Here is a 15,782-nt window from a genome sequence, read left to right as displayed (position 1 = left end):
AACTCGACGTTTAAGTCAAAACCTCTAATGCAAAACCAGCACAGACGGCTGCACCAATCCACGTATTGTGTAAAAAAGCTTTGAAACAAGCCTGTCTATCACGCCCTCTGATCCAGCCGATATGCTTCGAAGCAATCACTGCCGCAACGCTAAGCGAGGCATAGAACATCCATCCGTAGCCAAGCCAATTTCCGGCGATGCCTAACAAAATTAAAGCTATTCCATAACAACAGGCCACCACCACCACATCAAATCGACCAAAAGTGATAGCGGAAGACTTCACCCCCAGACGGATGTCATCATCACGATCCACCATCGCATACTCTGTATCATAGGCAATTGCCCAGAAGATGTTGGCGACCAGCATGAGCCAGGCAACTGGCGGAACCACTCCCTGAACTGCCGCAAAGCCCATTGGAATCCCAAACCCGAACGCAATACCCAGATAGGCCTGCGGAATCGCAAAGAAACGTTTGAATAAGGGATACGTCACAGCCAGAATGGCTGCAATACACGCAAGCATGATTGTCAGGGTATTCGTTGTCAGAGCAAGAGCGAAACTGACAAGACCTAAGAAACCCGCAACATAAAGTGCTTCGCGAGGCGCCAAGGCCCCCGTTGCAAGGACCCGATCCTGAGTTCGTTTGACATGCAAATCAACATCTCGATCGAAATAGTCGTTCATCGCACACCCTGCGGATCTCATCAAAATTGTCCCCAAAACAAAGACAATGAATACATGTAAATCAGGCATGCCGTGCGAAGCAGCCAGAAGCGCCCATAAAGTCGGCCAGAGAAGCAACAGGATTCCGATGGGCTTATCGAGCCGCACCAGACGCCAGTAAAGCGATAGTTTTGACATTGAGGTCAACTTAAGTGCATAGAGTCTGCGGATGTCACTGTATCTGTGTCTGTAAGACTGATTGTTGTGGCAACATTTTAACGTCTTGCAATTGACAGGCATAAACCGCTTGAGCAAGCGCATCAATCGCGGCGGCGCGAGGGAAACTTTTGCGCCAAGCCAACACTACGCGACGATCAGGAATAGGACGCTCAAAAGGGATATATCGCAATAGTTTGTTGTTACGCTCTTCTTTAGGAACAGAGGTCCGAGGCATCACGGTAATACCAATACCCGCAGCCACCATGTGTCGAATGGTCTCAAGCGATGAGCCTTCAAACGTTCTTTGAATACCTTCACTTGAAGCAGCAAAGCGGGACAGCTCCGGACAGACCTCCAGCACCTGGTCTCGAAAGCAATGACCGCTTCCAAGCAAAAGCATATTTTGCTGTTTGAGATCCTCAGCGGAAATCGCCTTGCGGTCTGCCCAGGGATGCTTGGCAGGAATGACCACAATGAACTCTTCATCATAAAGAGGCTGTGTCATCAATCCCGCATCTGGCAAAGGTAAAGCCATGATGGCACAATCAATCTCACCTTGCCTGAGTAATTCAATCAACCGAACTGTAAAATTTTCTTGCAGAATCAAAGGCATTTGAGGAGTACGTTCAATTTGAGTGGGTACAAGCTTAGGCAAAAGATAAGGTCCGATCGTATGGATCACACCTACTCTCAAGGCACCCGCCAAGGGATCGTGCCCCAGTCGAGCGAGTTCTTTTAAATTCGCGCTTTCCTCCAGGACTTTTTGTGCCTGCGACACAATCTGCTGACCGATTGCCGTCACGCCGACCTCGGTTCCACCGCGTTCAAATAATGTGATGCCAAGCTCGTCTTCAAGCTTGCGAATCGCAACCGATAGTGTTGGTTGACTGACAAAACATGCTTCAGCAGCGCGTCCAAAATGCCGCTCTCTTGCAACGGCAACGATGTACTTAAGTTCGGTCAAAGTCATATCACATTCTTCTTTTCAAGTATTTTTATGTATAAGAAAAAATCACACTGTTGAATCGATTTAACTGCGTAGATAATCCTCTCTGCCGCGCATCCAGCGCGCCAGATGCCGTTCAACGATTTCAGGCGCATCTCGTCGAAGCTCTATTGCGACTTCTCTGGCAACATTCACCAAACCAGAGTCTGAGGCCAAATCCGCGAATCTTAGTAGAGCCATGCCAGACTGTCTGGCACCTAACAGCTCACCCGGACCTCTTAAATCAAGATCGCGCTGCGCGATCTCAAACCCGTCTTGCGTTTCGTACATCGCGCGTAAACGTTGTCGTGCAATCAGAGAAAGCGGTGTCTGATAAAGAAGCACACACACTGATTGCAGAGATCCCCGTCCGACCCGACCGCGTAATTGATGTAACTGCGCCAGACCAAAACGCTCAGCGTGTTCGATCACCATCAGTGAGGCATTGGGTACATCGACACCCACTTCAATGACCGTTGTCGCAACGAGAACATTGATTTCACCGCAGCGAAAAGCCTGCATCACTTGTGCTTTTTCTGTCGGAGATAAGCGTCCATGCACCAGACCTACATGCAGTCCACTTAGAACCGCAGTCAAATCTTGATGAGTGTCGACAGCAGTTTGTAGATCCAACGCTTCACTTTCCTCCACGAGCGGACATACCCAATAGACTTGCTGCCCTTTGGCACATGCCTGAGAAATATGCTCGATCAATTCGCCGCGACGGTCTGACGCAATTAATTTAGTGATAACTGGGGTTCTTCCCGGAGGTAACTCGTCGATTGATGAAACCTCTAAATCCGCATAGAAAGTCATCGCCAGCGTGCGCGGAATGGGAGTCGCACTCATTGTGAGCTGGTGGGGAACGTATTCCGTGCCGGTCTCCGTGTTGTCACTCTCCCCTTTTCTTGACAAGGTCAGACGTTGTGTCACACCGAAGCGATGTTGTTCATCAACAATGATCAAACCAAGCGAATGAAAATCAACACTCTCTTGAATCAGCGCTTGTGTGCCGACAACTAGCTTTGCTTCTCCAGACTGAATGGCAGCTAGTGCCTCTCTACGCACCTTGGCGGGTACGCTTCCAGTGAGCCAATAAACTTTAATACCAAGGGGCTCGCACCATACTCGAAGCTTGAGGTAATGCTGCTCAGCAAGAATTTCAGTGGGAGCCATCAATGCGACCTGTGCGCCGTGCTCGATGGCCTGCAGCGCCGACAATGCAGCAACGATTGTCTTTCCACTTCCGACATCGCCTTGCAACAATCTATACATCGGATGCGGACGCGCCAAGTCGGTACTGATTTCTTCACAGACCCGCTGCTGAGCGGAAGTAAGAGAAAAAGGAAGTGCGTCTCTCAAGCGTGAAACGAGGCTCTGCTGACCGTGCTTAGGCTCGAAGGGAGGCGCACGTTTGGCTTGACGTGCCGCGCGTGCCGCTGCGAGGGAGAGCTGTTGCGCCAACAACTCATCAAATTTAATGCGGTTCCAGGCGGGATGCTCGTGTTCGATGAGTGCTTGAGCGTCCATATCTGGCGTAGGCGCGTGAAGTGTTCGAATCGCTGAATCAAAAGGCAGCAATCCTAACTTTTTGATTAACTCCTTGGGTAAGGTATCCACCAAGTCGGCACTTGCAAAAGCCTGAGAGATCGCTTTTCTTAGGCTGGGCTGAGACAAACCATCTGTGGTTGGATAAACCGGGGTCAAGACAGAGGACAGCGGCGCACCAGGCGTTGAGATGCGTGGATGAATCATTTCAAATCCATACAACCCACCTCGCACTTCGCCTTTGATGCGCCAACGCTTGCCGGCTTGCATCTGATTCTGCTGGCTCGGATAAAAAGTCAGCCAACGTAAACTGATTTCAGCCGTGTCATCTCGAACGGTAGCCGTCAATTGACGCCTCGGTTTGGTCAACACATCAGAACGTATCACCTCACCTTCGATCTGTGCAGACATTCCAGGACGCAACTCAGCAATGGACTGAATACGCGTCTCATCTTCATAACGAAGCGGCAAATGCAGAATCAGTGCTTCGGGAGAAGTCAGTCCTAGACGTTCAAATTTTCCACGCATCGACAGGTCTGTCGATTTGACACTAGGAGAATTTCGCTTGTGAGAGCTAGTCATGCATATTCCGGCCAGACGTGCGAAACATCAGATGACGATGATCGCCTCGACTTCGAACTGTGCGTCCTTTGGCAAGCTGCTGACCCCCACTGTGGAACGTGCAGGGAAAGGTTCGGGAATCAATTCAGCCATGATGCTGTTGGCAACTGGAAATTGCTTCAAGTCAGTCAAAAACAGGGTCAACTTGACAATATTTTCTAAACGTCCACCCGCTGCTTCAATCACAGCTTTCATATTGGAAAAAGATTGTCTGACTTGAGCTTCAAAGTTATCAGACACCATTAATCCCGTTTCAGGGACTAAGCCAATCTGACCGGACAAAAATACTAGCTGTCCAGCGGGTGCAACGACAGCTTGGGAATAAGGTCCGACAGCAGCTGGTGCTGCCGTTGTGTGAATGATTTGTTTAGACATCATGGCTCCAAATTAAAGACTATCGAATTTTAACGTTCAATAGCTGAAACCGATAGCCTAGATGCCAAGAAATCTGAAAGATTCACGTAGATTAGTAATAATTAGTAAGAAGTCTCATTGGAACTCTCCGGAAAGCCAGAATCCATCCCTAATTCCCTGAGTTTGCGTGTAATGGTATTGCGCCCCATCCCCAAGCGCGCAGCAGCCTCGACTCGGCGACCTCGACAGACTTCCAGCGAAGATTTCAACAAGGTGCGTTCAAACTGCCGTGTCAAGGCCGACCAAACTTCAGGATCAGAGCGCGATAAGCGCACGTTGGCTTCCAAAGCCAGTAACTGCTGCCAGGTTTGCTGATTTCCTTGATCAGTTTGACTCGATGCAATTTTAGGTAGCTCAGCCGCCCGTACCTCAGCAGGTAAGTCTGTGACTTCGACTGTCTGACCAGGCGCCATCACAGTCAGCCAATGACAGAAGTTTTCAAGTTGTCTGACATTCCCGGGGAAGTCGAATTGAGCAAGCATTTGCATCGCCTGGTCAGAAATACGCTTGACTGGAACACCCACTCCACGCGCACAAACTGTGAGGAAATGTCTCGCCAATTCAGGAATATCTTCGCGCCGCTCCCTTAAGGGAGGAAGTCTTAAGCGAATCACATTAAGCCGATGAAACAAGTCTTCACGAAACTTTCCTTCGCGCACGCGTTCTTCGAGGGGTTGATGGGTTGCTGCAACAATTCGCACATCAACACTCACAGGTTGCGCACCTCCCACTCTGTAGAACGTGCCATCAGACAGCACACGAAGCAAACGCGTCTGAAGATCAAAAGGCATATCGCCGATTTCGTCAAGAAAGAGCGTGCCCCCGCTTGCCTCCTCGAAACGGCCACGGCGTAAAGAATTGGCACCCGTGAACGCACCACGTTCATGACCAAATAGCTCAGCCTCGAGCAAATCTCGCGGAATTGCAGCCGTATTGAGCGCGACAAAAGGGCCCTTTGATCGAACGCCATGGCTATGCAAGGCCCGTGCAACAAGCTCCTTGCCCGTTCCGGACTCACCCGTAATCAAAACGGTGACATTGGAGTGCGCCAATCGACCAATCGCACGAAATACTTCTTGCATCGCTACCGACGAGGATTGGGTCAGAATCCCCTTGTCAGACGCACTTGCTACTTTCGCCCCTTTATCGTTGGACACCGAATCGCCATGATCCGTAGAGGAAGGTTCCCGCACGGCGCGCTGGATCAATGCAACCGCTTCATTGATGTCAAAAGGTTTAGCTAAATAGTCGAACGCCCCGCCCTGAAACGCAGTGACCGTGCTATCGAGATCGCTATATGCGGTCATGATAATGACCGGCAAGTCGGGATATCTTTCTTTGACATGTTTGAGCAAGGTAAATCCATCTGTGCCGGGCATTCGGATGTCAGAAATCAGGGCCGAGGGTAGCTCTGATTCAAGAGCAACCGACACATCACTAGCACCTACAAAACTTCTCGTACTAATACCTGCACGACTAAGCGCTTTTTCCAACACCCAACGGATGGCTTGATCATCATCCACAATCCAGACTGGTTTCATAGCGGCTCCATGGGTAACATCAGGCGAAACTCGGTATGGCCGGGCCTCGAGTCAAACTCAATCACCCCACCGTGCTGCTGAACAAAATCCTGAGCGAGACTCAGGCCTAAGCCGGTCCCGCCCTCGCGCCCAGTTACGAGAGGATGAAAAATACGATCTTGCAAGTTGGCAGGCACGCCCGGACCATTGTCAATAACAGACACAACAACAACCATCCTGTGTTGTTTATGTCGCAATAACACCTGACGAGCGACCCTGGTCTTCAGAATAATTTGCGGAGAAGCGGTCGGATTCAAGCCGGTCATCACTTGAGCGGCATTACGAACAACATTCAATAGTGCCTGCATCAATCTGGCCGGGTCAGCCCGGAACTCAGGCATCGAGGCATCATAGTCACGAACCAATGCAACATCTCGAAACTCTGCGCGCACTAATGCGCAGACTCTTTCACACACCTCGTGAATATTGACTAGTTGCCACTGCACTGGCATGCGCTGAGGGGCTGCAAGCCGATCAACAAGTGCCTGCAAACGATCAGCCTCTGAAATAATGACCCGCGTGTATTCTTGTAACGCAGCATCAGGCAGCTCAGACTCCAAGAGTTGTGCAGCACCTCTTAATCCGCCGAGCGGGTTTTTAACCTCATGGGCAAGGTTACGAAGAAGTTCATGCTGTGTTTCAATCTCGTCGACTAAACGAATGCTTCGATCGACCAGAACACGTTGTTCAATGTCCTTGATTTCCAGTAGAGCGGACCAAGGCTTGTTAATGAGAGCAATAGACGTGACGCCCACTTCAACTGTTTCTGTACCACGTCGCGTACGAGCAAACTGACGACAATCATCCACCTCGCCAGAGCAAGCTTGACGAATGGACTGTTCGAGTGCGCTGTCCTGCTCAAATAGGAGTGTAGCTGGCGCACCAATCAAGTGACGCCGGGATCTTCCAAACATCATTTCAGCAGCAGAATTAGCCTGCACAATCTCACCGCTACGGTTCAACAAAAGAACCGTAGTGGCGAGTAGATCCAAGGCTTCAACAGAGATCATGGGTATCGGGCCGGGAGGCCCGACCCCAAGTTACGTCGGCTGATTAGAGGCTGTAGTACATGTCGAATTCAACTGGGTGCGTAGTCATACGCAGACGATTGACTTCGTTCATTTTCAGCTCGACGTAGGCATCGAGCATTTCATTCGTGAACACTCCACCGCGTGTCAAGAACTCGCGGTCATTATTCAATGCCTCAAGCGCTTGCTCAAGCGAGCTGCAAACTGTTGGGATCTTTGCATCCTCTTCGGGTGGAAGATCATACAAGTTTTTGTCAGCTGGATCGCCTGGGTGAATCTTGTTCTGCACACCATCCAAACCAGCCATCATCAAAGCGGAGAATGCGAGGTATGGGTTGGCAAGCGGATCAGGGAAACGAGCCTCAATGCGGCGGCCTTTAGGATTTGCCACGTGAGGGATACGAATTGAGGCCGAACGGTTTCTCGCTGAGTAGGCAAGCTTGACTGGAGCTTCGTAGTGAGGGACCAAACGCTTGTAGGAGTTAGTGCCTGGATTGGTGATCGCATTCAAGGCACGAGCGTGCTTGATGATCCCGCCAATGTAATAAAGCGCAAACTCGGATAACCCTGCATAGCCATTACCTGCAAACAGGTTTTGACCATCCTTCCAGATTGACTGGTGGACATGCATGCCGGAGCCGTTGTCACCAACAATTGGCTTGGGCATAAATGTTGCCGTTTTACCGTAAGCGTGTGCAACATTGTGAATCGTGTATTTCATGACCTGATTCCAGTCTGCACGCTTAACGAGTGTGCTGAACTTAGTACCGATTTCGAGCTGTCCGGCACCAGCGACTTCGTGGTGATGCACTTCAACTGGGATGCCAGCTTCCTCGAGCAAAATGCACATCTCCGAACGCATGTCCTGCATTGAATCAACTGGAGGAACTGGAAAATAACCACCTTTCACGCGCGGACGATGCGCAAGGTTGCCGCCTTCATTATCGGTATTTGATGACCAGAAACCCTCATCAGATTTGATCTTGACATGGCATCCGGACATGTCATCACCCCAGGTGACACCGTCAAAGACAAAAAACTCAGGCTCGGGACCAAAGAACGCAGTGTCACCCAAACCACTTGACTTCAGATAGGCTTCCGCACGCTTGGCCAAAGAGCGAGGATCACGCTCGTAACCTTTCATATCAGTTGGTTCAAGAACGTCACATGTGATGATCATCGTGGACTCTTCACGGAAAGGATCCATGTGAGCAGTCGATGGATCTGGCATCAACAACATGTCTGAGGCTTCGATACCTTTCCAGCCAGCAATGGAAGAACCATCAAAGGCGTGACCATCGTTAAACTTATCCTCACTCATCTGGCTGACTGGCACGGAGACGTGCTGTTCTTTGCCCAGGGTGTCTGTAAAACGGAAATCTACAAACTTGACTTCGTTTTCAGCAATCTTTTTAAGAACGTCTTGAGGGGTGCTCATTATTTGACTCCGCTTTAAAATGTGAGGAAATTGCACTTAAATGATTTGGCAGACTTCTATTTCTGCATGCTTTGGATAAAGCAAAAAGTGTGCCAGACACTTTTCCCAGTGCGCGCCCCGAATGAGCGCACAAATTAGCACTAGTTTAGTGCATTTGCACGTTAATATGCACCACTATGGTGAAAATGGGTGAAGACAGACAAATGTTTACAAAAAAATACTTTGTAACTCGTTTAAAAATCGCCACCCCATCTCCGTCGCTTTCAACCTAGAGGGATCTTCAGTCAGAAGTTTCTTTTGTCTTGCCAACGCAAGATTTTTTTCAATATCCGCGTAGCGCAAACCGGTGCGCTCATAAAAAAGATCAAGCGAAACGCCCTCGCGCAAGCGTAAGGCATTCAACATGAACTCAAAAGGCAATTCTTCGCGGGAAACCTCTCTTTTTTCCGCAAGTTGGACACCCGTGCGCTCTACGCAGGCTTGCATCCAGCTTTCGGGACTACGCAAACGGACTTCACGAATAATACGATCGGGAAACGATATTTTCCCATGGGCACCGGGGCCCAAACCCAAATAATCACCAAACTGCCAGTAATTCACATTGTGGCGCGCGCGCGCGCCAGGCCGGGCAAAAGCAGAGACCTCATAGCGCTCAAACCCAGAAGACCCAAGCAACGACTCGATCCCCTCCTCCATCTCGACAGCCAAATCCTCAGGAGGCAATTGAGGAGGGAATTTAGCAAAAACAGTATTGGGCTCAAGGGTCAACTGATAAATAGAAAGGTGCTCTGTACCAAAAGATAGAGCCTCGCGGGCATCATCCATACAGGCATTAAAGCTTTGACCAGGCAGAGCAAACATTAGATCAAGATTGACCCGACCGACTGCTGCGATGGCCATTTCAATCGCTCGGCGAGCTTGCAGACCATCGTGCACTCGACCTAGCTTCTTTAGAAGCAAATCATCAAAGGTTTGAATACCCAGAGATATTCTGTTGATGCCACTTTCTGCGTATGACTTGAACCGGGAAGCCTCAGCCGCACCAGGGTTTGCCTCAAGGGTAATCTCGGCATCAGGCCAGAGATTAAAGTGCGCTCTGAGCATCGCCATGAGACGGTCAACCGCATTTGCCGAAAGCAAGCTAGGCGTGCCTCCACCAATAAAAACCGTATGAACCTGACGGCCCCACACATCTGGCAATGCCTGTTCAATATCTGCCTGCAGAGCGTTCAAATATCTCTCTTCAGGAATATCGCCCGATGTCTCATGAGAATTGAAGTCGCAGTAGGGACATTTGCGAATGCACCAAGGCACATGGATATATATGGAGAGAGGTGGAAGCGTCTGAAGCAACTGGTTAGGCTGCCTTATTCGCGAAGTGGAATCAGCAGAAACCCCTGAATGACCCGACCCAGCGCTGGGTATCCAGCTATCAGAACGAATGGGAATGATTCGTGTCATGAAGAAGCAAGACCTCTTTCGCGCATTTTGTTCAATAATATCTGCATCGCCTGGCCACGATGACTCACCTTGTTTTTGAGTACGGGATCGAGCGAAGCAACTGTGCACCCATACTCAGGAATGAAAAAATGTGGGTCATAACCAAAACCATTTGCACCACTTGGCTTATCAACAATTTCGCCGTGCCAGTTTGCCTCTGCAATTAAGGGCTGTGGATCTTCGGGATGCAGCACAAACACCAGCACAGCCACATACCACGCACTGCGATCAGACTCGTGCTTAAGTTTGCTCACTAGCTTTTGATTGTTCGCGACATCTGAGCGTTCACCCTGGTCATTTAGAGCATAGCGGGCGGATAAGACACCGGGCGCTCCGTCCAATACTTTGACACAGAGGCCCGAGTCATCTGCGATAGCAGGCAAGCCAGAAAGCGCGCTCGCATGGCGAGCCTTAGTCAGCGCATTTTCAACAAAAGTCAGGTATGGCTCGGGTGCGTCACCAATGCCCAATTCGCCCTGTGGGATGATCTTTAATCCAAGCGGTTCGAGTAACGCCCTGAACTCTTTGATCTTGCCAGTATTGCCTGACGCCAAAACAATGGATGTCAACATGTTGGGGATGTTCAATAAAAAGAGAAAGAGTATGGTTTTTCAAATTGAACGCCTATCTGACGACAGGGACATCCTCAATGAGCATATTGACCAAATCTTTGGTAAAGCTTGGCAGTTGCTGGAGATTGCGCACACAAATCTGAAGCTTTCTTTCCGACCATTCATCCGATAAGCGGACAATTTTGATGTTGAGGCGCTGGGAATAACGTTTTGCAACCAATTCAGGAACAATACCGATCCCTACACCTGCCTCAATCATTCTGCAGACCGCTTCAAAGCTCCCAACCTCGACACGAAAACGAAATGGGTAGCCAAGCTTGTCCGCAGCTTGAATCAAGAATGCATGAATGGCGCTCCACTCAGACAAGCCGACATACTCGTAGGCTAACGTGTCAGAAAAGGCTACCTCAGCCAGATCGCTCAAAGCGTGAGCACTCGGGGTCACCAAAACCAGCCTATCTTCCCTGTAGGGCAAATACTCAAGCTCTGATGATGCTGGTTTACCAGCCACGATTCCTATATCGGCGGAACCTTCCGATACAGCCTTAATCACGAGATAGCTCAAGCGCTCGCGCAATTCAACGGTGACATCTGGATGCGAAGCCAAAAAACGACTAAGTACAGCAGGCATAAACTCCGTCATCGCCGTTGTATTGGCCAACATACGGACCTGGCCCTTGATACCCCGGGCATATTCATGGATATCCCCACGCAAATGATCGATTTGCCGCAACACGAGTCTGGCATGCCTCAAAAAAGCCTCGCCTGAGGGCGTCAAGGTTACACCTTGGCTATTTCTATGAAAAAGCCTAGTGCCAAAGTGGTCTTCCAGGTTTTTTACACGATTGCTCGCGGCGGGAAGCGACAAGTGGGACTTTTCAGCACCACGGGTCAGGCTGCTGGCATCGCCTATATTGACGATCAACTGCAAATCCGTGAGGTCAAAATGATTTGCCATAGAGCAGTTTGTCTCTTAATAAATGAAAAAGTCCGTGTTAAGCAAACGTCAATAGTCAAGTCTGGCGCCATGGGGCACATTAGCGGCTACTTAACACTTGCCATCATATGACAATCATGAACTCCACCGTTGATCAGTATCAGGATATCCGTGACGCAATTAGGGATCTCTGTAAACAATTTCCCGATGAGTATTTTCGCAAAGTTGATGAAGTCAGAGGCTATCCCGAAGAATTCGTTCAAGCGCTGACTCAAGCCGGCTGGATGGCCGCACTCATTCCACAAGAGTACGGCGGATCTGGGCTGGGCTTAACAGAGGCCTCCGTCATTATGGAAGAAATCAATCGCTGCGGTGGAAACTCCGGCGCCTGTCACGGTCAAATGTACAACATGGGCACTTTGTTGCGCCATGGTTCGACTGCACAAAAGAATCTTTATTTACCTAAGATCGCAGCTGGAGAGTTGCGCCTGCAGTCAATGGGGGTAACCGAGCCTACGACAGGTACGGACACCACCAAAATCAAAACAACAGCCGTTCGCAAAGGCGATCGCTATGTTATCAACGGTCAAAAAGTATGGATTTCTCGTATCCAGCACTCGGACTTGATGATTCTGCTTGCCCGAACCACTCCTATCGAACAGGTTACTAAAAAATCTGAAGGAATGTCGATTTTCATCGTGGATCTGCGCGATGCGATTGGCAAAGGGCTGACCGTACGCCCCATCCTGAACATGGTGAATCACGAAACGAACGAACTGTTCTTTGACAATCTGGAAATTCCTGCGGAAAACTTGATTGGTGAAGAAGGCAAAGGTTTTAAATATATTCTGGACGGATTGAACGCAGAGCGTGCCTTGATCGCTGCAGAATGTATCGGAGACGGATATTGGTTTGTTGATCGCGTCACGGCCTATGTTAAAGACCGTATCGTTTTTGGACGCCCGATCGGTCAAAATCAAGGCGTTCAGTTCCCAATTGCCCGGGCACACATTAACGTTGAGGCCGCGAGTCTGATGCGTTACGAAGCCTGTCGACTATTTGACGCCAACCAGCCTTGCGGCGCGCAAGCAAACATGGCAAAACTTCTGGCTGCTGATGCATCCTGGGAAGCTGCAAATGCTTGTTTACAATTTCATGGTGGCTTTGGTTTCGCTTGCGAATACGACGTAGAGCGTAAGTTCCGCGAAACACGCCTCTATCAGGTTGCGCCAATTTCGACTAACCTGATTTTGTCTTACGTGGCCGAACATATTCTCGGTCTCCCACGTTCCTTCTAAAGGAGATTGCAATGACTGCTGCGCGCTCACCTGCTGGTGCAACTGTTCTACACCCAAGCGCTGAATTGGCCAAGTTTTCCTCCGAGCTCAAGTACTCGGACATTCCTGAGTCAGTGCGGATGCGCTGTGAGGACTTGTTTCTCGATACGCTCGCCTCCATTCTGGCAGGATCGACTGCGCGCGCAGTCAAGTCTGTGGCGAAATATGCTGAACTGATGGGTCCAGCTGATGGCAAGTCGGAGGATTTCGTCAATAGACGACTAACCTCACCAGTGTTTGCCGCGATGGTCAATGCAGCCGCAGCCCATGTAGTCGAACAAGATGATGTGCATAATGGCTCAGTTTTTCACCCTGCTGCCGTGGTATTTCCCCCTGCACTGGCCGTGGCGCAAGCAATCGGCGCATCGGGCGAAGAGTTCATCACAGCTTCAGTGGCAGGCTACGAAGTCGGTATTCGCGTGGGTGAATTTCTGGGACGATCTCACTATAAGATTTTTCACACCACTGGCACTGCCGGTACGGTCGCATCGGCAGTCACCGTTGGGCGCTTGCTAAAACTCAACCCGGAGCAGATGCTGCACGCAATTGGTTCAGCCGGCACGACAGCTTCTGGACTATGGGAATTTTTGCGCGACGCAGCAGATTCCAAACAACTCCACACCGCTCATGCCGCCTCCGCCGGCTTGACTGCTGCATATTTAGCCCAAGACGGCTTCACTGGCGCGCGTCGCATTCTTGAGGGTGTGCAAGGTATGGCCGCTGGCATGTCGACAGACGCAGATCCAGCCCGCTTGACAGATCGTTTAGGCACACGGTGGGCCCTCGCCGAAACCTCGTTCAAATATCACGCATCTTGCCGGCATACACATCCTGCGGCCGATGCTTTGCAACACGCCATCAAAGTACACGGTCTGAAGGCCAGCGACATCGCCTCGGTTGTGACCCATGTTCATCAAGGTGCGATCGATGTGCTCGGTCCCGTCACGGATCCACAGACAGTGCACCAGTCGAAGTTCTCTATGGGAACTGTTCTGGCACTGATTGCCTTGCGTAACTCCGCCGATCTGGCCGGATTTGATCAAGCCCTGAAGGATGGGGCTGTTGCAGCGTTCCGTGACAAGGTCACCATGGAACTAGATGAAGAAGTGGATACAGCATATCCACAACGCTGGATCGGCAAGGTGACAGTCAAGACTGTCGATGGGCGTACATTAACCGGCCGAGTCGACGAGCCAAAAGGCGATCCTGGCAACACCCTCTCTCGTCCTGAAATCGAAGAGAAAACCTTACGACTCGGTACCTACCAAGGTGCGGCGACTGAAGCTCAAGTTAAAAAACTGACTCAGACTGTTTGGGAAATCAGCAAACAGTCAAAGTTGGGGCAATTGTTAGCCGCCGCTTGATATTCGAAGCCTCTCAAACGCTTTGCAGATAAAAAGAGTATCGATCAAAATGATGCGTCTCAAAAACAAGGTTGCAATCGTCACGGGAGCGGCAAGTGGTTTCGGCGCTGAGATCGCGCGCACCTATGCGCGCGAAGGGGCTCGGATTGTGCTTGCCGACCTAAATGAAGCTGGGGCTCAAATAGTCGCTGCCGATATTGGGAATGCAGCCGTGGCTGTAAAGTGTGATGTGAGTCATCGGACAGATATTGATCACGCTGTTCAAGCTGCTCGCGACCATTTCGGCACAATCGATATCGTCGTCAATAATGCTGGTTTTACCCATAAAAATCAGCCCTTTCTGGATGTTGATGAGGCGACCTACGATCGTTGCTTTGATGTGAATGTTAAAGCCATCTATCACATGATCAATGCAGTCGTGCCCGAAATGCGACTGAAAAAATCAGGTTGCATCATCAACATAGGATCCACTGCAGGTATGCGCCCTCGACCTGGCCTGACTTGGTACAACGCCTCGAAAGGCGCGGCGAATTTGCTCTCTAAATCTTTGGCCGTTGAGCTGGCCAGCGACAATATTCGGGTAAATGTCATTTGCCCAGTCATGGGTGACACGGGCATGCTTGGCGATTTTATGGGCGTACCAGATACCCCGGAAAATCGTGCACGCTTTATTGCAACCATACCCATGGGGCGCTTGAGCGTCCCAAAAGATATCGCCCAAGCTGCGGTCTTTCTGGCGTCAGAAGAGGCCTCTTTTTTGACGGGTGTCGAACTACCTGTAGACGGCGGCAGAACGGTTTAACCCGCTCACTCATATATCTAACGCGTGCGCGCGAACTTCTGCTTTTCTTTGAGCGCTTGGATACCCTGCTCTGCCAGACTCAACAGTGAATTGAGTTCACCACGATCAAACGCATGGCCCTCGGCAGTGCCTTGAATCTCCACATAGCGGCCTGCGCCCGTCATCACGACATTCATGTCTGCGTCGCAACCCGAGTCCTCGGGATAGTCCAAATCCAGAGTAGGCTGCCCATTGACCATGCCTACAGAAATCGCAGCGACAGAGTCTTTAATAGGACTTTTCGCAATCACGCCCTGCGCAAGCAAACAATCCACTGCATCCGCGACTGCGATCCAGGAGCCAGTGATACTTGCGCATCGCGTCCCACCGTCAGCTTGCAAGACATCACAATCAACCTGGATGGTTCGCTCGCCTAAGGCTTCCATGTCCATGACCGCTCGTAAACTTCTACCGATCAAACGCTGAATCTCCTGAGTGCGCCCAGATTGTTTTCCTTTTGCAGCCTCGCGATCAGAGCGCGTATGCGTCGCACGGGGCAACATGCCGTACTCGGCAGTCACCCATCCTTGACCTTTTCCCTTCAGGAAAGGTGGTACTTTTTCGAGTACGCTTGCCGTACAGAGCACCTGCGTTTCGCCCATGCAGAACAACACTGAACCTTCCGCATAACGGGTAAAGTTTCTCTGAACATTGACAGTACGAAGCTCATCGAGTTTTCTGCCTGAAGGTCGACCTTGGCTAGTGCTAGTATTTGACACGTTGTGCTCTCACAT

At 50.4% G+C, this 15,782-nt stretch carries 14 protein-coding genes; 3 read left to right on the top strand and 11 right to left on the bottom strand.

What is annotated here, in order from left to right:
• Positions 1 to 10: 10 nt before the first annotated feature.
• The 10 genes from ubiA to QWY27_RS02515 all read right to left on the bottom strand — a co-directional run bounded on the left by ubiA (position 11) and on the right by QWY27_RS02515 (position 11,527).
• A complete protein-coding gene (ubiA, locus tag QWY27_RS02560) occupies positions 11 to 862 on the bottom strand; it encodes a 4-hydroxybenzoate octaprenyltransferase (RefSeq protein ID WP_290194421.1) in 852 nt (283 codons plus the stop codon).
• 34 nt (positions 863 to 896) lie between these two features.
• Positions 897 to 1,853 (bottom strand): LysR substrate-binding domain-containing protein, encoded by a 957-nt coding sequence (locus QWY27_RS02555; RefSeq protein ID WP_290194419.1) that lies wholly within the window; start codon positions 1,851 to 1,853, stop codon positions 897 to 899.
• Between the two features lie 60 nt (positions 1,854 to 1,913).
• Complete coding sequence (recG, locus tag QWY27_RS02550; protein ID WP_290194417.1) at positions 1,914 to 3,998, bottom strand: ATP-dependent DNA helicase RecG; 2,085 nt, start codon at positions 3,996 to 3,998, stop codon at positions 1,914 to 1,916.
• A gap of 27 nt (positions 3,999 to 4,025) precedes the next feature.
• Positions 4,026 to 4,412 (bottom strand): Rid family detoxifying hydrolase, encoded by a 387-nt coding sequence (locus QWY27_RS02545; protein ID WP_290194589.1) that lies wholly within the window; start codon positions 4,410 to 4,412, stop codon positions 4,026 to 4,028.
• A 101-nt stretch (positions 4,413 to 4,513) separates the two neighbouring features.
• The gene (gene ntrC, locus QWY27_RS02540; RefSeq protein WP_290194416.1) at positions 4,514 to 5,992 is read right to left on the bottom strand and encodes a nitrogen regulation protein NR(I); all 1,479 of its coding nucleotides are present in this window, start codon (positions 5,990 to 5,992) and stop codon (positions 4,514 to 4,516) included.
• The gene (glnL, locus tag QWY27_RS02535) at positions 5,989 to 7,041 is read right to left on the bottom strand and encodes a nitrogen regulation protein NR(II) (protein ID WP_290194414.1); all 1,053 of its coding nucleotides are present in this window, start codon (positions 7,039 to 7,041) and stop codon (positions 5,989 to 5,991) included. The genes ntrC and glnL overlap by 4 nt, the downstream gene beginning before the upstream one ends.
• 43 nt (positions 7,042 to 7,084) lie before the next feature.
• Positions 7,085 to 8,497: a type I glutamate--ammonia ligase gene (gene glnA / locus QWY27_RS02530; protein WP_290194411.1), complete on the bottom strand. Its 1,413-nt coding sequence runs from the start codon at positions 8,495 to 8,497 to the stop codon at positions 7,085 to 7,087.
• A gap of 207 nt (positions 8,498 to 8,704) precedes the next feature.
• A complete protein-coding gene (gene hemW, locus QWY27_RS02525) occupies positions 8,705 to 9,958 on the bottom strand; it encodes a radical SAM family heme chaperone HemW (protein ID WP_290194410.1) in 1,254 nt (417 codons plus the stop codon).
• Positions 9,955 to 10,569 carry an RdgB/HAM1 family non-canonical purine NTP pyrophosphatase gene (rdgB, locus tag QWY27_RS02520; protein WP_290194408.1) on the bottom strand — a complete coding sequence of 205 codons (615 nt, stop codon included), beginning with the start codon at positions 10,567 to 10,569 and terminating at the stop codon, positions 9,955 to 9,957. The genes hemW and rdgB overlap by 4 nt, the downstream gene beginning before the upstream one ends.
• Positions 10,570 to 10,621: 52 nt before the next feature.
• Positions 10,622 to 11,527 carry a LysR family transcriptional regulator gene (locus tag QWY27_RS02515; protein WP_290194406.1) on the bottom strand — a complete coding sequence of 302 codons (906 nt, stop codon included), beginning with the start codon at positions 11,525 to 11,527 and terminating at the stop codon, positions 10,622 to 10,624.
• Between the two features lie 116 nt (positions 11,528 to 11,643).
• Between QWY27_RS02515 and QWY27_RS02510 the strand changes: the two genes are divergently transcribed.
• The 3 genes from QWY27_RS02510 to QWY27_RS02500 are packed head-to-tail and all read left to right on the top strand — an operon-like array spanning position 11,644 to position 15,009.
• The gene (locus QWY27_RS02510; protein WP_290194404.1) at positions 11,644 to 12,804 is read left to right on the top strand and encodes an acyl-CoA dehydrogenase family protein; all 1,161 of its coding nucleotides are present in this window, start codon (positions 11,644 to 11,646) and stop codon (positions 12,802 to 12,804) included.
• 11 nt (positions 12,805 to 12,815) lie between these two features.
• Positions 12,816 to 14,207, top strand: a complete 1,392-nt coding sequence (locus QWY27_RS02505) for an MmgE/PrpD family protein (protein WP_290194403.1) — start codon at positions 12,816 to 12,818, stop codon at positions 14,205 to 14,207.
• 49 nt (positions 14,208 to 14,256) lie between these two features.
• Positions 14,257 to 15,009, top strand: a complete 753-nt coding sequence (locus QWY27_RS02500) for a glucose 1-dehydrogenase (protein ID WP_290194401.1) — start codon at positions 14,257 to 14,259, stop codon at positions 15,007 to 15,009.
• A gap of 17 nt (positions 15,010 to 15,026) precedes the next feature.
• Here the strand turns inward: QWY27_RS02500 and rph are convergent, their stop codons facing one another.
• A complete protein-coding gene (gene rph, locus QWY27_RS02495) occupies positions 15,027 to 15,767 on the bottom strand; it encodes a ribonuclease PH (protein WP_290194398.1) in 741 nt (246 codons plus the stop codon).
• Positions 15,768 to 15,782 lie beyond the last annotated feature (15 nt).

The sequence above is a fragment of the Zwartia vadi genome (assembly GCF_030410375.1).
Taxonomy (GTDB): Bacteria; Pseudomonadota; Gammaproteobacteria; order Burkholderiales; family Burkholderiaceae_B; genus Zwartia; species Zwartia vadi.
The sequence above is the reverse complement of the archived record's forward strand: the minus strand, read 5'-3'. Positions and strand labels throughout refer to the sequence as shown.

What these genes read in the sequence shown, in the direction of transcription:
- ubiA (WP_290194421.1), bottom strand. Translation starts at nt 862, where the DNA reads ATGTCAAAACTATCGCTTTACTGGCGTCTGGTGCGGCTCGATAAGCCC.
- QWY27_RS02555 (WP_290194419.1), bottom strand. Translation starts at nt 1,853, where the DNA reads ATGACTTTGACCGAACTTAAGTACATCGTTGCCGTTGCAAGAGAGCGG.
- recG (WP_290194417.1), bottom strand. Translation starts at nt 3,998, where the DNA reads ATGACTAGCTCTCACAAGCGAAATTCTCCTAGTGTCAAATCGACAGAC.
- QWY27_RS02545 (WP_290194589.1), bottom strand. Translation starts at nt 4,412, where the DNA reads ATGTCTAAACAAATCATTCACACAACGGCAGCACCAGCTGCTGTCGGA.
- ntrC (WP_290194416.1), bottom strand. Translation starts at nt 5,992, where the DNA reads ATGAAACCAGTCTGGATTGTGGATGATGATCAAGCCATCCGTTGGGTG.
- glnL (WP_290194414.1), bottom strand. Translation starts at nt 7,041, where the DNA reads ATGATCTCTGTTGAAGCCTTGGATCTACTCGCCACTACGGTTCTTTTG.
- glnA (WP_290194411.1), bottom strand. Translation starts at nt 8,497, where the DNA reads ATGAGCACCCCTCAAGACGTTCTTAAAAAGATTGCTGAAAACGAAGTC.
- hemW (WP_290194410.1), bottom strand. Translation starts at nt 9,958, where the DNA reads ATGACACGAATCATTCCCATTCGTTCTGATAGCTGGATACCCAGCGCT.
- rdgB (WP_290194408.1), bottom strand. Translation starts at nt 10,569, where the DNA reads ATGTTGACATCCATTGTTTTGGCGTCAGGCAATACTGGCAAGATCAAA.
- QWY27_RS02515 (WP_290194406.1), bottom strand. Translation starts at nt 11,527, where the DNA reads ATGGCAAATCATTTTGACCTCACGGATTTGCAGTTGATCGTCAATATA.
- QWY27_RS02510 (WP_290194404.1), top strand. Translation starts at nt 11,644, where the DNA reads ATGAACTCCACCGTTGATCAGTATCAGGATATCCGTGACGCAATTAGG.
- QWY27_RS02505 (WP_290194403.1), top strand. Translation starts at nt 12,816, where the DNA reads ATGACTGCTGCGCGCTCACCTGCTGGTGCAACTGTTCTACACCCAAGC.
- QWY27_RS02500 (WP_290194401.1), top strand. Translation starts at nt 14,257, where the DNA reads ATGATGCGTCTCAAAAACAAGGTTGCAATCGTCACGGGAGCGGCAAGT.